We start from the raw sequence: 16,791 nt of genomic DNA on the forward strand, positions 1-16,791 counted from the left end.
CGGCCAGATGTCGGCCGCCTGCAGGAAGTCGGGCGCCATGCGCGCCGCGCGCAGCACGTCGCTCATCAGCGTCCCGTCGCCCGGCCCCATCTCCACCAGCCGCACCGCTTTCGGCCGACCCATCAGCTCCCAGGCCGCGGCGGCCCAGACGCCGATCAGCTCGCCGAACATCTGGCTGATCAGCGGCGCGGTGATGAAGTCGCCGCCGGGACCCAGCGCCGGCCGGGTGGCGTAATAGCCGCCCTCCGGATCGTGCAGGCAGGCGGTCATGTACTGGGCGACGGTGATCGGGCCGCCTTCGGCGATCTGCCGCTCGAGGCGGTCACGCAGGCTCATCGGCCTTCCGTGCGGGCGCAGGCCCGGCGGCTGTTCCAGCCGGCAACGGCGGGGGCGGCGGCTCCTTGAGCCCGCGCCACACCAGCCAGGCGCCGACGAGCACCATCGGCGCCGAGAGCATCATCCCCATCGTCAGGCCGAGCGGGAAATGCGGCATGTAGCCGTCCGGCTCGCGCACGTTCTCGAGGCTGATCCGCACGACGCCGTAGCCGGCGATGAACAGGCCCATGATCACGCCGCGCCGGTTCGTCCAGGACTTGCCCCACACCGCCCAGGCGAGCAGGGCGAAGAGGCCAAGCCCCTCCAGCGCCGCCTCGTAGAGCTGGCTGGGATGGCGGGGCAGGGGGCCCGCGCCCGGGAAGATGACGCCCCACGGCGCATCGGTCGGCCGGCCCCACAGCTCGCCGTTGATGAAGTTGGCGATGCGGCCGAAGAACAGGCCGATAGGCGTCGCCGCGGCGGCCACGTCGCCGACCCGCAAGAGGTCCAGCTTGTTGCGCCAGGAGAAGACCGCCATGGCCAGCAGGACGCCGAGCGCTCCGCCGTGGAAGCTCATGCCGCCGTGCCAGACCTTCAGGATCTCGGCCGGATCGCGCCAGATCAGCTCCGGCGTGTAGAACAGGGTGTGGCCAATCCGCCCGCCCACGATGACGCCCAGGGTGATCCAAAGGATCAGGTCGTCCAGCTGCACGGTGGTCAGCGGCGGCGGCCGGCGGGTCCACAGCACGGGGCGGCGCAACATCGCCACCGCGTAGCGCCAGCCCAGCAGGATGCCGGCGACATAGGCCAGCGCATACCAGCGGATCGCGAACGGCCCGATATGGATCAGGACGGGATCGAAGTCCGGAAAGGGCACGTCGCGCGGCTCCAGCGTGGGACGGAGCTGTTCGCTTTAGACGAGAAGATCCTCGCTTTCGACCCCCGCAGCGCCATATAGGGGATGAAGGCGCCATTCTTGCAGGCGCAGTTGAGTGAAATGCAGACGCAGAACCCTTTCTTCGACGAGATGGCCAAGCTGACCACCGCGGCCATGGGTCTGGCCCAGGCGGCGGGCGAGGAGGCCAGGGCCGCGCTCCGTTCGCAGGCCGACCGCATCGCCGCCGAGTTCGACCTCGTGCGCCGCGAGGACCTCGACGCCCTACGGACGGAATTGGCGGCGCTTCGCGCCGAGCTCGCGGCGCTGCGCGCGCAACAGGCTGGCCAAGAGACGGGGACGAACACGCCCTGAACATCCACAGAAACACACGCGTGCGGCAAAGCTCGTCACAGAAGCAAGTGAACCTCTGCGCGCGAACGGGCTTACTTTCAGTATCGCAGGCGATTCGGGGGCGGCGCCCCGCTCCCCGCCCACTGCGAAAGGACCGCTGGTCTCATGGACACCTCCCAGTCTGACGAAAACGTCCTCCTCGCCAACGATCCGCTCGACGTCGTCGAGCATGTGCTTGCGGCGGAAAATCTTCCGTTCGATCGGACCGAGGACGGCGACCTCGCCTTTACTCTGGCCGGGGATTGGAAGGACTACGAGCTCTGGTTCGCCTGGCGGCCGGAGGGCGACTGTCTTCAGCTCTGCCTGTCCATGGACCTCGTCGCCAGCAAGGAACAGCGCGCCGACGCCCACGAGCTGATCGCCATGATCAACCCGCGCGTCTGGCTCGGCCATTACGAGCTTTGGGAGGACGGCGAGATCATCTTCCGCCACGGCATGGCGCTGATGACCGGCGAGCAGCCGACGCTGGCCCAGGCCGCGGCGATGATCGACGTGGCGGTGGAAGCCGCCGACCGCTTCTTCCCGGCCTACGACTTCCTGGTCCGCGGCGCCAAGTCGCCCGAGGACGCCGTCGCCGCCTGCATGTTCGAGACGGTCGGGGAGGCGTAACCCGAGACGCAAGGGGGCGTTCGGCGATCGCGGCTGCCAACTGCGTTTGTGTCTGGCCAGCGCTGTCGCTAGGGTCCGCCGTCATGATCACTCCCATACTGATGCTGGGCGCCGGGCGCATGGGCGGGGCGATGGTCGCCGGCTGGCGCAAGGCGAACGTCTTCGCCGCCGCCGAGCTCATCATCCGCGACCCGCAGCCGGGCCCCGCGGCGCTCGCCGCCGAGCAGGACGGCGCGACGCTCAACCCGCCGGAAGCCGAGCTCGCCCGCGCCCGCACCGTGGTGCTGGCGGTGAAGCCGCAGATGTGGCGCGAGGCCGCCGCCGAGGTCTCGCCGTGGCTGGCCGCCGACGCGGTCATCGTCTCGATCGCCGCCGGCGTGCGCGCCGGGGACATCGGCAAGGAGTTTGGCGGCCGCTGCGTCGCCCGCGTCATGCCGACGACCGCCGCGGCCATCGGCCAGGGCGCCGCCAGCCTCTACGCCGAAGATCCCGCCGCGCTGGCCCGCGCGCACGCCTTGTTCGAGCCCCTGGGCACGGTGGTCGACCTTCCGGACGAGAACCTGATGCACGCCGCGACCGCCGTCTCCGGCTCGGCGCCGGCCTATTTCTACGCCTTCATCGAGGCGCTGGAGGCCGCCGGCGCCGCGGCCGGCCTAACGCCCAAGGACGCCAGCCGCCTGGCCCGCTCGACGCTCACCGGCGCGGCGGCCCTGCTCGCGCAGAGCGGCGAGGATCCGGCCGAGCTGCGCCGCCAGGTCACCTCGCCGGGCGGCACCACCCAGGCGGCGCTCGAGGTCCTGCTGGGCGAAACCGGCCTGCACCCCCTGCTGCGCGACGCAGTCACCGCCGCGGCGCGGCGCTCCAAGGAGCTGGGGGCGTAGGGCCGCAACCGCCTACCCCGCCCTCGTCCAGGTCTGGGTTTGGCAGAACATCATCACGCAGCCGTCGACCTTCAGCGTCCCGTCGGCGGCCACCCGCATCTTCGACTTGTAGGTCTTGCCGGAGTGGGGGTCGTAGATCGTGCCGCCTTCCCAGCGGCCGCCGCCGGCCGCGCGGAAGTCGCGGATCATGGTCAGGCCGATGATCGGGCGGCTGCGGAGCTTCGGATCGGGATTGTGTTCGTCGTGCTTGGGCTGGCCCTCCGGCGTGTTCGGCGTCTTCAACCAGACGATCTCGCCGCACAGCTGATCGGCCTTGGCCGGGCAGGGGCCGACGCGCACCTTGGCGTCCTTGGCCTGCACCAGCCAGACGCCCTCGGCCGGATCGGCGGCCAGCGCGGGCCCGACGGCGAGTCCCAGTGCGACGAGGGCCTGCGTGACGGCGGCCAGAAGCAGACGGCGCATGATCTCAGATCCTCCTCGGTTCGCTCGCCGGGCGCAGCGCGCCGGGTAGCTGCAGTACGGCCCGGAGCCCGCCCAGCGGCGAGCGGTCGAGCGTGATGTCGCCGCCGTGCCCGCGGGCCACGTCGCGGGCGATCGCCAACCCCAGGCCCACCCCCTTGGTGTTCTGGTTGCGCGACTCGTCGAGCCGGCCGAAGGCCTTGAACGCGTCCTCGTAACGTTCGGCCGGGATGCCGGGCCCATCGTCGTCGACGATGATCTGGACGCCGCCCTGCGCCCTCGGCTGCACCGCCACCTCGACCCGGTCGCCATACACCGCGGCGTTCATCACCAGGTTGGAGACCGCGCGCTTCAGGGCGTTCGGCCGCACCGGGGCCTCGAGCTGCGGGTCGGCCGAGACGCTGACCTGGGCGCCGGCGCGCACGGCGCCTTCGCTGACCTGCTCGATCAGGTCGCGCAGGCGCACGGTCTCGATCGCCTCGCCCCCCTCGCCGCGGGCGAAGGCGAGGTACTCGTCGATCATGTGCTCCATCTCGACCACGTCGCGCTTCATCTCCTCGTTGGCCTTGGAGGGCTCGGCCAGCGCCAGCGCCAGCTTCAGCCGGGTGAGCGGGGTGCGCAGGTCGTGGCTGACGGAGGCGAGCAGGGTGGTGCGCTGGTCGATGTGGCGCTGGATGCGCGCGCGCATGTCCAGGAAGGCGACCGCGGCGCTGCGCACCTCCTTGGCGCCGTGTGGCTTGAAGGCCGGCGCGTCTCCGCCGCGTCCGAACGCCTCGGCGGCGCTGGCCAGCCGCTCGATGGCCCGCACCTGGTTGCGGATGAACAGCAGGGCCACGGCGGTCAGCAGCACGGTCGCCACCGTCATCCAGAGCACGAAGATGTGGCCGTTGGTGGCGAAGGCCCGGTCGCGCGGCGCCAGCACCCGCATCACTCCGCCCTTCACCGCCACGCGCACGTCGACGTAGGCGGGATAGCGGGTGGTGTCGAACCAGAAGGGTTGGTCCAGCCGGTTGCTCAGCGCCTCCTGCATCGACCGGTCGATCGGCGCGAACCAGGAGTAGCGCCGGTTCTGCGGCAGCTTCTTGCCGGGCTGCAGGGCGATCGACAGGCCCATCGAGTCCTCCCCCCGCCGGGCCAGCTTGGCGAAGGCCTGGGGGCTGGGATCGTCCTGGTAGCTTTCCACCGCCCAGGCGATGTCGCCCGCCAGCCCCTCGGAGAGGCGCGAGGTCACCGTCTGCCAGTGGGCGTCGAAGAAGACGTAGGTGACGGCGATCTGCATGATCGCCACCGGCAGGACGATGATCAGCAGCGAGCGGCCGAACAGCGTCTTCGGCATCTGCCGCCGGAACCAAACGCCGATCCATCGGCCAAGGCGGCTGAAGTCGGGCATCAGTCGGGCGCCAGTCTATAGCCCACCCCGCGGACAGTCTGCAGGTAGCGCGGCGCCTTGGGGTCGTCCTCGATCTTGCGGCGCAGGCGGGTGACCTGGACGTCGACCGCGCGGCCCGACGGATCGCTCGCGCCCTTGGCCAGGACCATCCGGTCGACCGGCTCGTGGGGGTTGCGGGCCAGCTCGCGCATCAGCGCCACCTCGGCCTCGGTCAGCCGCACAGGCTCGCCGTCGCAGGTGAGCTCGCCGCGGTCCGGATCGAAGGTGCAGCGACCGAGCGATAGCGGGCCCGCCGTCGGCGGCCGGTCAGCTGAGCGGCGCAGGATCGCCTCGATGCGCAGCAAGAGCTCCTCCGGCTCGAACGGCTTGGCCAGGTAGTCGTCGGCGCCGACCTTCAGCCCCTCGATCCGGTCGTTCGCTTCGCCGCGGGCGGTCAGCATCAGGACCGGGGTGCGACCAGACGCCCCACGCTGGTCGCGCAGCCAGCGGGTCAGCGACAATCCGTCCTCCCCCGGCATCATCACGTCGAACACCGCCAGGTCGAAGTCGAGCGCGCCGAGCAGCTTGCGGGCGGCCGGACCCCCGTTCGCCGCCGAGACGCGGAAGCCCGCGCGCGCCAGATAGGCCTTGAGCAGCTCGCGGATGCGGTCGTCGTCATCGACCACCAGCAGGTGGCGCGTTCGCTGTGCGGGATCGGCGTAGGCGTTCAAAGCGCGGAACCCATTTCGTTTGACGCGAGGCTTCCGTAGGGGTTCAAGGAGCTCCTCTGAAAGGAGCAATCGCCCAAATGTCTACTGTTTCCTTCGACGATCGCGACGGCTGGATCTGGTTCGACGGTCAGTTCGTGCCCTGGCGCGAGGCGAAGGTGCACGTGCTCACCCACGGCCTGCACTATGCGTCGTCCGTGTTCGAAGGTGAGCGGATGTACGGGGGCGAGATCTTCGAGCTGACCGCTCATACCGAGCGCCTCTTCGAGTCGGCGAGGATCCTGGACTTCGAAATTCCGTACACGGTGGCGGAGATCGATCAGGCCTGCAAGGACACCTGCGCCAAGAACGGCCTGACCGACGCTTACATCCGGCCGATCGCCTGGCGCGGCTCGGAGATGATCGGCGTCTCGGCCCAGAACACCAGGATCCACGTGGCGATCGCCGTCTGGGACTGGCCGAGCTACTTCAAGCCGGAGGAGCGGGCCAAGGGCATCCGCATGACCTGGGCCAAGTACAAGCGCCCGTCGCCGGAGACCGAGCCGGTCCACGCCAAGGCCGCCGGCCTCTATATGATCTGCACCGTCTCCAAGCACGCCGCGGAGAAGGACGGCTACACCGATGCGATGATGCTCGACTATCGGGGCTACATCGCCGAATCGACCGGCTCCAACGTCTTCTTCGTCAAGGATGGGGTGATCCACACGCCGAAGGCGGACTGCTTCCTGAACGGCATCACGCGCCAGACGGTGATCAAGCTGGCGCGCTCGCAAGAGATCGAGGTGATCGAGCGGCACATCAAGCCGGAGGAGCTGTCCGGCTTCACCGAATGCTTCGTCACCGGCACCGCCGCCGAGGTGACCCCGGTCGGCCAGATCGGCGAGTACAGCTTCACGCCCGGCAAGCTGTCGCTGGGCCTCGCTGACGACTACGCCAGGCTGGTCCGCGGCCAGCTGGCGGCGGCGTAGGGCTGGGCGGGGGAGCTGCGAGGCGCCAGCTTCTCCACCGGGGGAGGCGGCGCGCGAAGCGAGACGGAGGGGGCGTTCAGCCGCTTCAGAAAGACCAGCTATACGGCCGCGGATAGGGCTCGTCGCGGGCCAGGTAGATCACCCCGAGGATCACCCTCGCCGCGAACCAGACATGGTCCAGGCCGACGATCGCCCAGCCGAGCGCGGCCATCGGGATGCCGACGAGGACGAAGCTGAGCGGGATGCCGACGGCCAGAAGCAGGGCGCCGATGATCATCCAGGCCAGCCACAGCCAGCAGGTGCGGATCAGGAAGGTATAGTGGCTGCGCATCCGCGCGCCGGCTCCGCCGCGGTTGGCGTAGGCCAGGATCAGGCCTAGCAGCACGGTCAGCCCGTTGACGAGGCCCAGCAGATAGAGGGCGTAGACAACCGCGGGCATGGTGCGGTCCTCGACCCCGCCATAGGTGCTCATGCGCTCGGTCATGGCGTTTCCGTCCCTTCGGCCGCGTCCGCCCCTGAAGGTGGGGCCTTTTGGCGGGCTTGAAAAGGACGCGCGGTTAACGCTCGAGGACGATCTCCGCCCCGGCGGCGACGGCGTCGGGGGCCAGGGCCAGCGGCTTCTCCACCCGCACGCGGGCGCGGGTCACCCGCGGATCGGCCATGCAGGTCCGCGCCAGCCGGTCGGCGAAGGTCTCGACCAGCTCGATGTGGCCGCCCTCGGCGATCGCGCGCGCGGCCTTGAGGATGGTCTCGTAGTTGACGGTGTCGGCGAGCCGGCCGGGGCCGGCCGAGGGCACGTCCAGCTCCACGTCGACGAGCAGCGGCTGCAGCTTGCCGATCTCGTGGCGGTGGACGCCGATCTCGGCCTGAAGGCGCAGGCCGGTGACGAAGACCCTGGTCATCGCCGGGCGGATTTCGCCGGCGGGCAGGGCGGGGTCAATCGTCTTGGTCACGGGGGCGGCCTCTCAGCGCCAGGCCAGGTGCTGGCCGGAATCGACGGCGATCATCTGGCCGGTCACTGCGTGCGCGTCGATCAGGTAGCGCAGGGTCGCGCCAATCTCAGCCGGCGCGACCGGTCGGCGCATCGGCGTCGAGGCCGCCTCGTCGGCGAAGTCCTGGGGGTCCTGGTGGACTGACTGCAGGGTGGGGCCGGGCCCGATGGCGTTGACCCGCACACGCGGCGCCAGCGCCTGGGCCAGCATCCGCGTGGCGTCCCAGAGCGCGGCCTTGCTCAACGAATAGGAGAAGAATTCCGGCGTCGGCCGCCACACCCGCTGGTCGAGGATGTTGACGATCAGGCCTTCGCGGTCGGCCGGCAGGCGCCGCGCGAACGCCTGGGCGAGCACCAGGGGCGCGCGCAGGTTGGTCTCCATGTGGAGGTCCCAGGACGCGCGGTTCAGCGTCTCGAAGACGTCCTCCTCGAAGGCGCTGGCGCTGTTGACCAGCAGGGTCACCGGCCCGAGCTCGGCCTCGGCCTCGCCCACCAGCGCGACCAAGGCCGATTCCTTGCGCAGGTCGCAGGCCAGGATCGCCGCGCGGCGTCCGGCCGAGCGCACCTCGCCCGCCGCCGCGTCGGCGTCGTCGCCGGGGTTGCGCACGTGAATGGCGACGTCGAACCCGGCCTCCGCGCACGCCTGCGCCAGCGCGCGGCCGATGCGACGCGCGCCGCCGGTTACGAGCGCGGCGCCGCGGCTTGCCATCTGCCGGACGGCTCAGTCGAACCGGCCGAACTCGATGCGGTTCAGCGCCGCGAACACCAGGATGAAGATGACGATGGCGTAGATGCCGGACATGGGCGGTTCCTCGAGGCTGTGATCGGGCTTTAGCGAGACCCAGCCTCAGCCGCAAGCGCCGCTCGGTTGCGCCGTCACGCGAGCCGTTTCAAGGCCGCGCGCATCAGGTGCACCGGGCCGGGTCCGCTCCGCGCCTCGCGCGGCGGCGCCGGGCCGGCCGGGGCCAGCGTCATCTGGTCACTGATCTCGGCCAGCAGCCGCAGCACCTCGGCGGCGGCTTCGCTCGCCGGGTCCCATTCGGTCACCGCGCAGTTGTGCGCGAAGGCGCGCTGATAGGCGATGCGGCTGCGCAGCTTGGTGGACGCGATCGGCAGGTGGCCGAAGCGCAGCCGCTCCAGGGCCTGGACGACCACGTCCGACTCCTCGCCGCCGCGCGTCGGCGGGCACTGGTTGAGCACCACCAGCCCGGGATGGCCGGCCCTGCGGATCAGGGTGATCGACTCGCGCACCGCCGCCACGTCCAGCGAGGTCGGCCGCGCCACCGCCAGGCAGAGGTCAGCGACGTTGGCCGCGCGCAGCACGTCGGCGTCGGGCGCGGCGGGGGTGTCGATGACCAGCAGGTCGCAGCCGTTCTGCCGGCAGGCGTCCTGCACGATGAACAGCTTCGAGGCGGTGGTCTCGAACAGCATCGAGCTCGCCTCCGGCCGCGTGCGCATGACCTCGGCGGCGGAATGCAGCGGGTCGACATCGGCGACGACGACCCTCAGGCCTGCCTGCCGGGCGGCGAGCGCGACGCTGAGCGAGACGGTGGTCTTCCCGGCCCCGCCTTTACGCGACAGCACGGCTAACGTTTTCATGCGAGGAGCTCCTAACCTCGCATAACTATCGTCAGTTGTGGTTGCGCGTTTGTGCCCGCAGTGGGTTAAATCCTGTCAAGGCTGACGGGCGGGTAGTCATGCTTCTTCACGCCGCCGTCCCTGGGCCCAGGACAGCACCGCCATGCCCGTAGCGCCGGAGAGGATCGTGCCCATCAGCACGCCGAGGCGGACCTCGGCGCTCTGGGCCTCGTCGGTGAAGGCCAGGGCGCCGATGAACAGGCTCATGGTGAAGCCTACGCCGCACAGCAGCGAGACGCCGTAGAGCTCGGCCCACGAGGCGCCGGTAGGCCGCCGCGCGAGCTTGGCGCCGATGATCGCGGCGGTGGCGCCGAAGACGCCGGCTTGCTTGCCGAGGAAGAGGCCCAGCGCCACGCCGAGGGTGATGGGGCTTACCAGATGCTCGAGCGCGAGGCCGCGGAACGAGAAGCCCGCCGCGCAGAAGGCGAACAGCGGCAGGATCAGGAAGGCGACGTAGGGGTGGAGGCTTTCCATGAAGTCCTCCAGCACGCCCGGGCTGTGCGGCTTGCGCGCCTCGATCGGCACGGTCATGGCCGCCGCCACCCCGGCCACCGAGGTCGAGATCCCGGCCTTCAGGGTGAAGGCCCAGACCAGCAGGAAGCCCAGGACGTAGAAGAAGTAGGGCACGCCGCGCCAGCGGCCCGTCAACGCCATCAGCGCCAGCGAGACCAGGGCGCCGCCGAGCGCGGCGAGCGCAAGGCCGTCCGTGAACACCAGGCCGATGACGATCACCGCGCCCAGGTCGTCGACGATCGCCAGCGTCAGCAGGAAGACGCGCAGGGCGGGCGGCAGCTTGGGGCCGGCGATGGCCAGGGCGGCGACGGCGAAGGCGATGTCGGTGGCCATCGGCGTCGGCCAGCCGTGCGGCGCGCCGCCGGGCCCGGCGTTCAGCGCCAGGTAGACCAGGGCCGGGACCAGCATGCCGCCGATCGCCGCCACCACCGGCAGCACCAGCCGCCGCGGATTGGCCAGCTCGCCGCGCAGGATCTCGTATTTGATCTCCAGGCCGACGACGAAGAAGAAGATCGCCATCAGCCCTTCCTTGACCCAGTCGAGCGTCGACAGTGTCTCGTGGAAGGCGCCGACCTGGATCGTCAGCGGCGCATCGATGAAGCCGAAGTAGTGGCGGGCCCACGGCGAGTTGGCCATGACGATGGCCGCGACCGCCGCCGCCGCCAGGATCAGCCCCGAAGCGCTCTCGGTCTTCAGGAAGTCGAGCGTGATGCGGCGCGCCATGACGTGCCGTTAGCATGCAAGCTTCGCCGGATCGACCGCTCGCGGCGAAACTGGTTGTGGGCCGGCCGGTTTGCGCCCATCTGGCGATGATGCCGGTCTCATCCGCCTATCGCCCTGATCCGCAGGTCCCCAAGCTCGGCCCCGAGTTCGCAGATCCCGTCGTGGCCGCGCGCTTCCCGGAGACGATCCTGCGGTTCCGCAACGACCGGGCGGCGGTGACGGTGGGGCTCGACGCCCTGACCGACGCCGAGTGGATCGCCTGCTTCGGCCGCTTCGAGCCGCTGCCGGACAACATCTCCCGGCCGCTGGCGATGCGTTACCACGGCCACCAGTTCCGGGTTTACAACCCCGAGCTCGGCGACGGGCGCGGCTTCCTCTTCGCCCAGCTGCGCGAGGCCGGAAGCGGGCGTCTGCTCGACCTCGGCACCAAGGGCTCGGGCCAGACGCCCTGGTCGCGCGGCGCCGACGGCCGGCTGACGCTCAAGGGCGGGGTGCGCGAGGTGCTGGCGACCGCCATGCTCGAGGCGCTGGGCGTGCCGACCTCGCGCTCGTTCTCGCTGATCGAGACGGGCGAGGGCCTTGAGCGCGGCGACGAGCCCAGCCCGACCCGCTCCTCGGTGCTGGTCCGGCTGTCCCACAGCCACATCCGCTTCGGGAGCTTCCAGCGGCACGCCTTCTTCGAGACGCCGGAGCGGATCACGCTGCTGATCGACCACGTGATCGACAACTACTATCCGGAGCTGGCCGGCGCCGACGACCGGGCGAGCGCGCTGCTTACCGTGGTGGTCGCGCGCTCCGCCAGGCTGGTCGCCCGCTGGATGGCCGCAGGCTTCGTCCACGGCGTGCTCAACACCGACAACATGAGCATCACCGGCGAGAGCTTCGACTATGGCCCGTACCGCTTCCTGCCGCGGTCGGACCCGGCCTTCACCGCCGCCTATTTCGACCACTCCGGCCTCTACGCCTTCGGCCGCCAGCCGGAGACGGTGTTCTGGAACCTGCAGCAGCTGGCCGGCTGCTTCAGCCTGGTCACGGGGAGCGATCCGCTGGTCGAGGCGCTGAACGGCTTCGGGCCCGCCTACCAGCGCGAGCTGGTCGCGGCGATGCTGGAGCGGCTGGGCCTGAAGCCGCGCGGCGAGGAGCCGGACGTGGCCCTGGTTCAGGCCGCCTTCCGCGCGCTCGCCGAGGGCGGCGCGGCGCTGCGTTGGGAGCCGTTCTTCTTCGACTGGTTCTGCAAGGACGAGGCGCGCGCCTTGGGCGGGCCCCGCGCCGGCCTCTACGCGGGCGAAGCCTTCGGCGCCTTCCGCGGCCTGCTGACGGACTATCAGGCCGACCGGCCCGAGCGGCTCGCCGATCCCTACTTCGGCCGCCCCGGGCCCGAGGAACTGCTCTACGACGAGATCGAAGCCATCTGGGCGCCGATCACCGAGGCGGACGACTGGTCGCGGTTCGCGGCCAAGCTGGCCTCGATCGAGCGGGCGAGGGCGGCGTGGGGGCTTACGCCTCAGGGCTGACTTTACGTCAACTCGCGCTTCTTCCCCGACGCCTGCTGCGCCAGCACCACGCCGCTCAGCGCCACCGCACCGCCGAGGGCCTGCAACGGCCCCATGACCTCGCCGAACAGCGCCCAGCCGAGGGCCGCCGACACCACCGGCTGGACCAGCACGACCACCGAGGCGGTGGGGGTCGGCAGCCGGCCCATGGCCCAGGCGATCGAGCCCTGGCCGGCGACGTGGACCAGGCCCAGTCCGATGCAGGCCGCCCAGCCGGAGGCGCCGAGCGGGGTGATGCGTTCGCCGAGCAGCAGGGCCGCGGCCAGCACCAGCGGCGCGCCGACCATCCCGGACCAGAACATCAGGCGGCTGGTGCTCTCGCGCCGGCGTGCGGCGCCGATCGCGAGCATGTAGAGGGCGTACCACAGGGCGGTGGTGGCCGAGAGCGCATCGCCCAGGGGCGGGTCGAGGCCCGGCGCGCCGGCGCGCTGGCTGGCCATCAGCCAGGCGCCGCCGACCGCCACAGCCACCGCCATGACGAACAGCGGCCGCGGCCGCTGCTTCAGGAAGATCCAGGCGAAGGCGGTGACCACCACCGGCGTCAGGTTCGACAGCACCGTGGCGTTTGCCACCGAGGTGTACTTGATGCCGTAGTGCCAGAACCCGAGGTCGAGGGCGAACATCAAGCCGGCGACCAGCGCCAGGCCCGAGGGCTGTCCGACGCCTCCGTTCGTGCGCCGGGCCACCAGCGCCAGCAGGGGCAGCGCCGTGGCCAGCCGCCAGAACGCGGCCGCCGCCGGCCCGGTCTGGGTCAACCGCACCAGGATCGGCGAGAAGCCGATGATACAAGCCCCGACCATCAGGACCACCACGGCGCGCCCGCGGTGCATCGCCCGCGCCTGTGTCGCGGCCGCCTCAGTCAACGCCCAGTTCCCGGCGCAGCGCCGCAGCGGTCATCCCGCCGGCCTTGAGCTCGCGCAGGGTCTCGGCCCGGTCGCGCTTGGCGTAGCGCTTGCCGTCCGGCCCCGTCAGCAGCCGATGGTGGCGATAGGTCGGCGCGGGCCAGCCGAACAGCGCCTGCAGCAGGCGCTGGACGTGGGTCGCCTCGAACAGGTCCTGGCCGCGGATGACGTGGGTCACGCCCTGCAGGGCGTCGTCGAAGGTGACCGCCAGGTGATAGGCGACGCCCACGTCCTTGCGCGCCAGCACCACGTCGCCGCCCAGCTCCGGCCGCGCGCGGATCGCGCCATGCTCGCCGTTCGGACCTTCGCCCTCCTCGGCGAAGGTCAGGCGCTCGAAGCCTTCCAGCGCCGCCTCGGCGGCGGTCAGCGACAGCCGCCAGGCGAAGGCCTCGCCGGCCTCCAGCCGGCGCGCCTCCTCAGCCGCCGGCAGCGGGCCGCCGCGGAACACCTCCATCGCCCCATGCGGAGCGCGGCCGATCTCCTCGGCGATCTCCTTGCGGGTGCGAAAGCAGCGGTAGATCAGGCCGCGCGCCTCCAGCTCGCCAAGCGCGCCGGCGTAATCGGCCAGATGCTCCGACTGCCGCCGCGCCGGGGTCTCCCAGCCTAGGCCCAGCCAGGCGAGGTCCTCGTAGATCGCCGCCTCGAACTCCGGCCGGCGGCGCGTCAGGTCGATGTCCTCGACGCGCAGCAGGAAGCGGCCGCCGGCTGTCCGGGCCGCGGCGTGCGCGGTCAGCGCCGAAAAGGCGTGGCCCCGATGCAGATAGCCGGTCGGCGAGGGCGCGAAGCGGGTGATGAAACGGGACACCCCGAGCCTTTAGCAGGCCGGGCTCGACCTGTGCGAGCGCCTCAGCGCTTGCGGGTCTCGAGCCCCATGCGGGTGAGCAGCGCCCGCAGGAACGGCGTGTCGCCGCCGAGCGTCTCCTTCAGATGGTCGAACTGCTTGAAGCCGGCCATCTCGGCCAGGCCGTGGCTGGCGCACCACGATGCGGCGATCATCAGCTCGAAATCCATCATGCCGCCGTCCTGCCGGGCTTGAGCCAGGCCTTCGCGGACCCAGGCGTATGGGCTGTTGGGGTCGGTGATGCCGACGAAAGGCAGCGACTCGCGCTGGCGCGCGGAGTCGAACATGACGCGGTAGAGCGCTGGGCGGCTGCGGGCGAAGGTGACGTAGGTGACCGCCGCCGCCAATGCGTCGTCCGGGTTTTCCGTCGCGATGCGCAACATGGTGGCGCTCAACAGGGACCAGCCCTCGCTGGCCACCGCCGCCATCAGCTCGCCCTTGTCCTTGAAATGGTGGTAGGGCGCGGCCGGGCTGACGCCGGCCTCCCGCGCTACCGCCCGCAGCGACATGGCCGCGGCGCCCTCGGTCTCGAGCAATCGACGCGCGGCCTCCACCAGGGCCCGGCGCAGATCGCCGTGGTGATAGGGCCGGGCATCGGGCGCGTTCGATTCTGACATGGCGGCCGCCACCCTAGTTTTCCATCTGAGCGTCGTAAAGTTCCATCTTGACGGCGCTTAGATGGACTTTATCTGAACATCGTTCAGATAAAGTCCCGCCACGCCGGGACGCTCCGATCCGACTCTCGCTGTCGTCGCCAGGTTCGAACGTCTGATCGGCCGCGTGGCTCCTGGCGCGCCGCCCGCCCTGGGGCTGGCCCATGCGTGCTCAGAACCGCCGGCTGACCCCGACGTAGGCCTCCACATCCGGCGTGCGCCGGTTGAGGCCGGCGTTGACGCCGCCGTCGAGCTGAAGGTCCGGGGCCGCCGCGGGCGTCCAGGCGCAGGTCAGGTCGAAGCTGGCCTCATAGGTTCGACCTTGCGGATCGTCGTCCACCAGGCCCCAGAGCTCGGCGCCGAGCGTCGTCGGACCGAACGGCCGCGACAGGGCCGCCGCGGCGCTGGCCGCAGCGTGGTCGCCGTGGCCGTCGGCGTTGCGCGCACTGGCCAGTTGCGGCGTGAAGGTCAGCGAGAGCTGGTCGGGCAGGGGCGCCTGGACGGGCATGATCACTCCGCCGGTCCAGCCGCCGGCGCCCAGGCCGTGGGTCGCCGTCGGCGCGGTCACGAACGGCTCCACCGAGACCATCACGCCCTGGGTGTCCGGATCCGTCAGCGCCGTGCGAAAGCCCAGCATCAGGTCGCCGACGCCCGACGTCCGGGTCGTGGCGCCCGCCTGGCGGTTGCGATCGAGGATCAGCGGCGTCCAGTCCACTTCCACCTCCGAGCGCCGGGTCAGGCCGGCGCGCAGCTCGAACCCGCCGATGGCGAAGGTCCGGTCGCGGTCGCCGGCGTCGTTCGTCTCGCTGAAGTCGACCAGGCCGACCTCCAGCTGGACGTGGCCGGCGTCAAGGATGCAGGGCGGCGTAGCCTTGCCGGGCCGGTCGGCGCAGAGCGGCCGCAGCTGGCCTGCGTTCTGCGCCTGCGCCCGGCCGCCGAGCAGCAGCAGCGCCGCGGTCCCCAGCGCGATCGCCCGCAGGCGATGATCCCTTGCGCGAAACTCCATATGCCCTCCAGCCCGACGCGACGGCCAAGCTTAAACGCCGCCGCTACGCTCGGGGAAGGGGCGCGCAGGGCCATGCTGCGCTGCGGCAAATCTTGATCTGAACGCTGCACAGATATCTTGATGTCGTTCAGATTGAGCCTATCTTAGCATTGTTCAAATTCATCAGGTTCCGGCCGTCGGGACCTGGAGGCACAAAGAAAGGAAGGGAAACCGCCATGACCGTCGTCGCCAGTTTCGAACGTCTGATCGACCGTGTGGCGCCCGCGATGTTCCTGGCGCTCGGCCTGGTCTCCGCGGCCGCCATGGCCCTGGCCGGTGCGTGATCGGCGCCACAGTCGGGGCTGTTTTGCACCGCAGCGATCTAATCACTGTATAGATATCTTGACAATGATCAGATCCAACCTATCTTAGCGTTGTTCAAATAACAAAAGCCCCCGTCTCGGGGGACCAACTCAAAGGTGTGTGTCGCCATGACTCTCGCAACTGTCGCCAACTTCGAACGTATCGTCGATCGCGTCGTCCCGGCCATGTTCCTGGTGCTGGGCCTCGCCACCGCCGGCGCCATCGCTCTTGTCGGCGGTTGATCGCCCGGCCGGAGGTCCTCCCCCATCGGCTGGAACGTTCGACCAAGGGCCCTCTGCAACAGGGGGCCCTTTCCTTTGGGCCCATCCAGCGGGCCCGGCGGCTCCTCACATCGCGCCCCGATGGGCCGCTGGTCATGGAGCTGTCTTCGAATCTTCCCTATAGTGAATGCGATAGGGCGGTTTCGGCCGCCTGCGCGTCGCGGAAGGGGGCTTCGTCTTCAGTCCACCAGCGTACGACATAGGTGCTTACCGCGCCCTCGCCGGACGGGATCGCAGATCGCGGCCAGACGAGAAAGGCGCGCCGTGCGGGTGTTCGAGCGTGGCCGCGCCGCGCTCACGGCGTTGCAGGAGGGCCTGGCATGCAGGTTCTTAGCAAGCCGCCCTCAGGCTGCCCGGCCCTGGTGCTGAACGCGGACTTCCGGCCCCTCAGCTACTACCCCCTGTCGCTCTGGCCGTGGCAGGAAGTGATCAAGGCGGTCTTCCTCGACCGCGTCGACGTGATCTCCACCTACGACCAGGTGGTCCACTCCCCCTCCTTCGAGATGAAGCTGCCGAGCGTGGTGTCGCTGAAGCATTACGTGGCTCAGGACCGGCCCCCGGCCTTCACCCGCTTCAACCTCTTCCTGCGCGATTCCTTCTCCTGCCAATACTGCTCGGCTGGAGAGGACCTGACCTTCGACCACGTGATCCCCCGCTCACGCGGCGGCCGCACGACCTGGGAGAACATCGTCACCGCCTGCGCTCCCTGCAATCTGAGCAAGGGCGGACGC

At 70.4% G+C, this 16,791-nt stretch carries 20 protein-coding genes; 6 read left to right on the forward strand and 14 right to left on the reverse strand.

Annotated features, from left to right (window positions below; genetic code table 11):
- Together VJS38_RS09440 and lgt are read right to left on the reverse strand one after the other, a co-directional pair.
- Positions 1 to 336: SAM-dependent methyltransferase (locus VJS38_RS09440; RefSeq protein ID WP_324087898.1), on the reverse strand; the 336-nt coding region annotated here is incomplete at its 3' end.
- The gene (gene lgt, locus VJS38_RS09445; RefSeq protein WP_324087899.1) at positions 323 to 1,192 is read right to left on the reverse strand and encodes a prolipoprotein diacylglyceryl transferase; all 870 of its coding nucleotides are present in this window, start codon (positions 1,190 to 1,192) and stop codon (positions 323 to 325) included. The genes lgt and VJS38_RS09440, both read right to left, overlap by 14 nt.
- A 120-nt stretch (positions 1,193 to 1,312) precedes the next feature.
- Here lgt and VJS38_RS09450 point away from each other — a divergent pair, with 120 nt between their 5' ends.
- The 3 genes from VJS38_RS09450 to proC all read left to right on the forward strand — a co-directional run bounded on the left by VJS38_RS09450 (position 1,313) and on the right by proC (position 3,093).
- Positions 1,313 to 1,564, forward strand: a complete 252-nt coding sequence (locus tag VJS38_RS09450; protein ID WP_324087900.1) for an accessory factor UbiK family protein — start codon at positions 1,313 to 1,315, stop codon at positions 1,562 to 1,564.
- Between the two features lie 144 nt (positions 1,565 to 1,708).
- Positions 1,709 to 2,212 carry a YbjN domain-containing protein gene (locus VJS38_RS09455; RefSeq protein ID WP_324087901.1) on the forward strand — a complete coding sequence of 168 codons (504 nt, stop codon included), beginning with the start codon at positions 1,709 to 1,711 and terminating at the stop codon, positions 2,210 to 2,212.
- Positions 2,213 to 2,298: 86 nt separating this feature from the next.
- Positions 2,299 to 3,093: a pyrroline-5-carboxylate reductase gene (proC, locus tag VJS38_RS09460; protein WP_324087917.1), complete on the forward strand. Its 795-nt coding sequence runs from the start codon at positions 2,299 to 2,301 to the stop codon at positions 3,091 to 3,093.
- A 12-nt stretch (positions 3,094 to 3,105) separates the two neighbouring features.
- On the opposite strand, the gene VJS38_RS09465 is transcribed toward proC, so the two are convergent.
- Genes VJS38_RS09465 through VJS38_RS09475 form a run of 3 tightly spaced genes read right to left on the reverse strand, consistent with a single transcriptional unit; the run spans position 3,106 to position 5,652 of the window.
- Positions 3,106 to 3,555 carry a DUF2147 domain-containing protein gene (locus VJS38_RS09465; protein ID WP_324087902.1) on the reverse strand — a complete coding sequence of 150 codons (450 nt, stop codon included), beginning with the start codon at positions 3,553 to 3,555 and terminating at the stop codon, positions 3,106 to 3,108.
- A 4-nt stretch (positions 3,556 to 3,559) separates the two neighbouring features.
- Positions 3,560 to 4,942: an ATP-binding protein gene (locus VJS38_RS09470; RefSeq protein ID WP_324087903.1), complete on the reverse strand. Its 1,383-nt coding sequence runs from the start codon at positions 4,940 to 4,942 to the stop codon at positions 3,560 to 3,562.
- A complete protein-coding gene (locus tag VJS38_RS09475; RefSeq protein WP_324087904.1) occupies positions 4,942 to 5,652 on the reverse strand; it encodes a response regulator in 711 nt (236 codons plus the stop codon). The genes VJS38_RS09470 and VJS38_RS09475 overlap by 1 nt, the downstream gene beginning before the upstream one ends.
- Before the next feature lie 77 nt (positions 5,653 to 5,729).
- On the opposite strand from VJS38_RS09475, the gene VJS38_RS09480 reads away from it, so the two are divergent.
- Entirely contained in the window at positions 5,730 to 6,617 is an 888-nt protein-coding gene (locus tag VJS38_RS09480) for a branched-chain amino acid aminotransferase (protein ID WP_324087905.1), read from the forward strand.
- An 85-nt stretch (positions 6,618 to 6,702) separates the two neighbouring features.
- Here the strand turns inward: VJS38_RS09480 and VJS38_RS09485 are convergent, their stop codons facing one another.
- The 5 genes from VJS38_RS09485 to nhaA all read right to left on the reverse strand — a co-directional run bounded on the left by VJS38_RS09485 (position 6,703) and on the right by nhaA (position 10,482).
- The gene (locus VJS38_RS09485; protein ID WP_324087906.1) at positions 6,703 to 7,101 is read right to left on the reverse strand and encodes a hypothetical protein; all 399 of its coding nucleotides are present in this window, start codon (positions 7,099 to 7,101) and stop codon (positions 6,703 to 6,705) included.
- 73 nt (positions 7,102 to 7,174) lie between these two features.
- On the reverse strand, positions 7,175 to 7,519 hold the full coding sequence (folB, locus tag VJS38_RS09490) for a dihydroneopterin aldolase (protein WP_414692429.1): 345 nt from the start codon (positions 7,517 to 7,519) through the stop codon (positions 7,175 to 7,177).
- A 63-nt stretch (positions 7,520 to 7,582) separates the two neighbouring features.
- Positions 7,583 to 8,317 (reverse strand): SDR family oxidoreductase, encoded by a 735-nt coding sequence (locus tag VJS38_RS09495; protein WP_324087908.1) that lies wholly within the window; start codon positions 8,315 to 8,317, stop codon positions 7,583 to 7,585.
- Between the two features lie 167 nt (positions 8,318 to 8,484).
- Complete coding sequence (locus VJS38_RS09500; protein WP_324087909.1) at positions 8,485 to 9,207, reverse strand: ParA family protein; 723 nt, start codon at positions 9,205 to 9,207, stop codon at positions 8,485 to 8,487.
- A 96-nt stretch (positions 9,208 to 9,303) separates the two neighbouring features.
- Entirely contained in the window at positions 9,304 to 10,482 is a 1,179-nt protein-coding gene (gene nhaA / locus VJS38_RS09505; RefSeq protein WP_324087910.1) for a Na+/H+ antiporter NhaA, read from the reverse strand.
- A gap of 89 nt (positions 10,483 to 10,571) precedes the next feature.
- On the opposite strand from nhaA, the gene VJS38_RS09510 reads away from it, so the two are divergent.
- Positions 10,572 to 11,996, forward strand: a complete 1,425-nt coding sequence (locus VJS38_RS09510) for a protein adenylyltransferase SelO (RefSeq protein ID WP_324087911.1) — start codon at positions 10,572 to 10,574, stop codon at positions 11,994 to 11,996.
- A gap of 2 nt (positions 11,997 to 11,998) precedes the next feature.
- On the opposite strand, the gene VJS38_RS09515 is transcribed toward VJS38_RS09510, so the two are convergent.
- The 4 genes from VJS38_RS09515 to VJS38_RS09530 form a co-directional block, all read right to left on the reverse strand.
- A complete protein-coding gene (locus VJS38_RS09515) occupies positions 11,999 to 12,865 on the reverse strand; it encodes a DMT family transporter (RefSeq protein WP_324087912.1) in 867 nt (288 codons plus the stop codon).
- A 25-nt stretch (positions 12,866 to 12,890) separates the two neighbouring features.
- Positions 12,891 to 13,742 (reverse strand): tRNA glutamyl-Q(34) synthetase GluQRS, encoded by an 852-nt coding sequence (gluQRS, locus tag VJS38_RS09520; RefSeq protein ID WP_324087913.1) that lies wholly within the window; start codon positions 13,740 to 13,742, stop codon positions 12,891 to 12,893.
- A 41-nt stretch (positions 13,743 to 13,783) separates the two neighbouring features.
- Complete coding sequence (locus VJS38_RS09525) at positions 13,784 to 14,395, reverse strand: helix-turn-helix domain-containing protein (RefSeq protein WP_324087914.1); 612 nt, start codon at positions 14,393 to 14,395, stop codon at positions 13,784 to 13,786.
- 208 nt (positions 14,396 to 14,603) lie between these two features.
- The gene (locus VJS38_RS09530) at positions 14,604 to 15,437 is read right to left on the reverse strand and encodes a transporter (protein ID WP_324087915.1); all 834 of its coding nucleotides are present in this window, start codon (positions 15,435 to 15,437) and stop codon (positions 14,604 to 14,606) included.
- 943 nt (positions 15,438 to 16,380) lie between these two features.
- Here VJS38_RS09530 and VJS38_RS09535 point away from each other — a divergent pair.
- Positions 16,381 to 16,791: HNH endonuclease (locus VJS38_RS09535; protein ID WP_324087916.1), on the forward strand; the 411-nt coding region annotated here is incomplete at its 3' end.

It is taken from the genome of Phenylobacterium sp. (assembly GCF_035276905.1).
Lineage (GTDB): Bacteria > Pseudomonadota > Alphaproteobacteria > Caulobacterales > Caulobacteraceae > Phenylobacterium.

Coding starts and splice junctions, on each gene's coding strand:
- VJS38_RS09450 (WP_324087900.1), top strand. CDS start 1,313: ATGCAGACGCAGAACCCTTTCTTCGACGAGATGGCCAAGCTGACCACC.
- VJS38_RS09455 (WP_324087901.1), top strand. CDS start 1,709: ATGGACACCTCCCAGTCTGACGAAAACGTCCTCCTCGCCAACGATCCG.
- VJS38_RS09465 (WP_324087902.1), bottom strand. CDS start 3,555: ATGCGCCGTCTGCTTCTGGCCGCCGTCACGCAGGCCCTCGTCGCACTG.
- VJS38_RS09470 (WP_324087903.1), bottom strand. CDS start 4,942: ATGCCCGACTTCAGCCGCCTTGGCCGATGGATCGGCGTTTGGTTCCGG.
- VJS38_RS09480 (WP_324087905.1), top strand. CDS start 5,730: ATGTCTACTGTTTCCTTCGACGATCGCGACGGCTGGATCTGGTTCGAC.
- VJS38_RS09485 (WP_324087906.1), bottom strand. CDS start 7,101: ATGACCGAGCGCATGAGCACCTATGGCGGGGTCGAGGACCGCACCATG.
- folB (WP_414692429.1), bottom strand. CDS start 7,519: ATGACCAGGGTCTTCGTCACCGGCCTGCGCCTTCAGGCCGAGATCGGC.
- VJS38_RS09495 (WP_324087908.1), bottom strand. CDS start 8,317: ATGGCAAGCCGCGGCGCCGCGCTCGTAACCGGCGGCGCGCGTCGCATC.
- VJS38_RS09500 (WP_324087909.1), bottom strand. CDS start 9,207: ATGAAAACGTTAGCCGTGCTGTCGCGTAAAGGCGGGGCCGGGAAGACC.
- nhaA (WP_324087910.1), bottom strand. CDS start 10,482: ATGGCGCGCCGCATCACGCTCGACTTCCTGAAGACCGAGAGCGCTTCG.
- VJS38_RS09510 (WP_324087911.1), top strand. CDS start 10,572: ATGCCGGTCTCATCCGCCTATCGCCCTGATCCGCAGGTCCCCAAGCTC.
- VJS38_RS09515 (WP_324087912.1), bottom strand. CDS start 12,865: ATGCACCGCGGGCGCGCCGTGGTGGTCCTGATGGTCGGGGCTTGTATC.
- VJS38_RS09525 (WP_324087914.1), bottom strand. CDS start 14,395: ATGTCAGAATCGAACGCGCCCGATGCCCGGCCCTATCACCACGGCGAT.
- VJS38_RS09530 (WP_324087915.1), bottom strand. CDS start 15,437: ATGGAGTTTCGCGCAAGGGATCATCGCCTGCGGGCGATCGCGCTGGGG.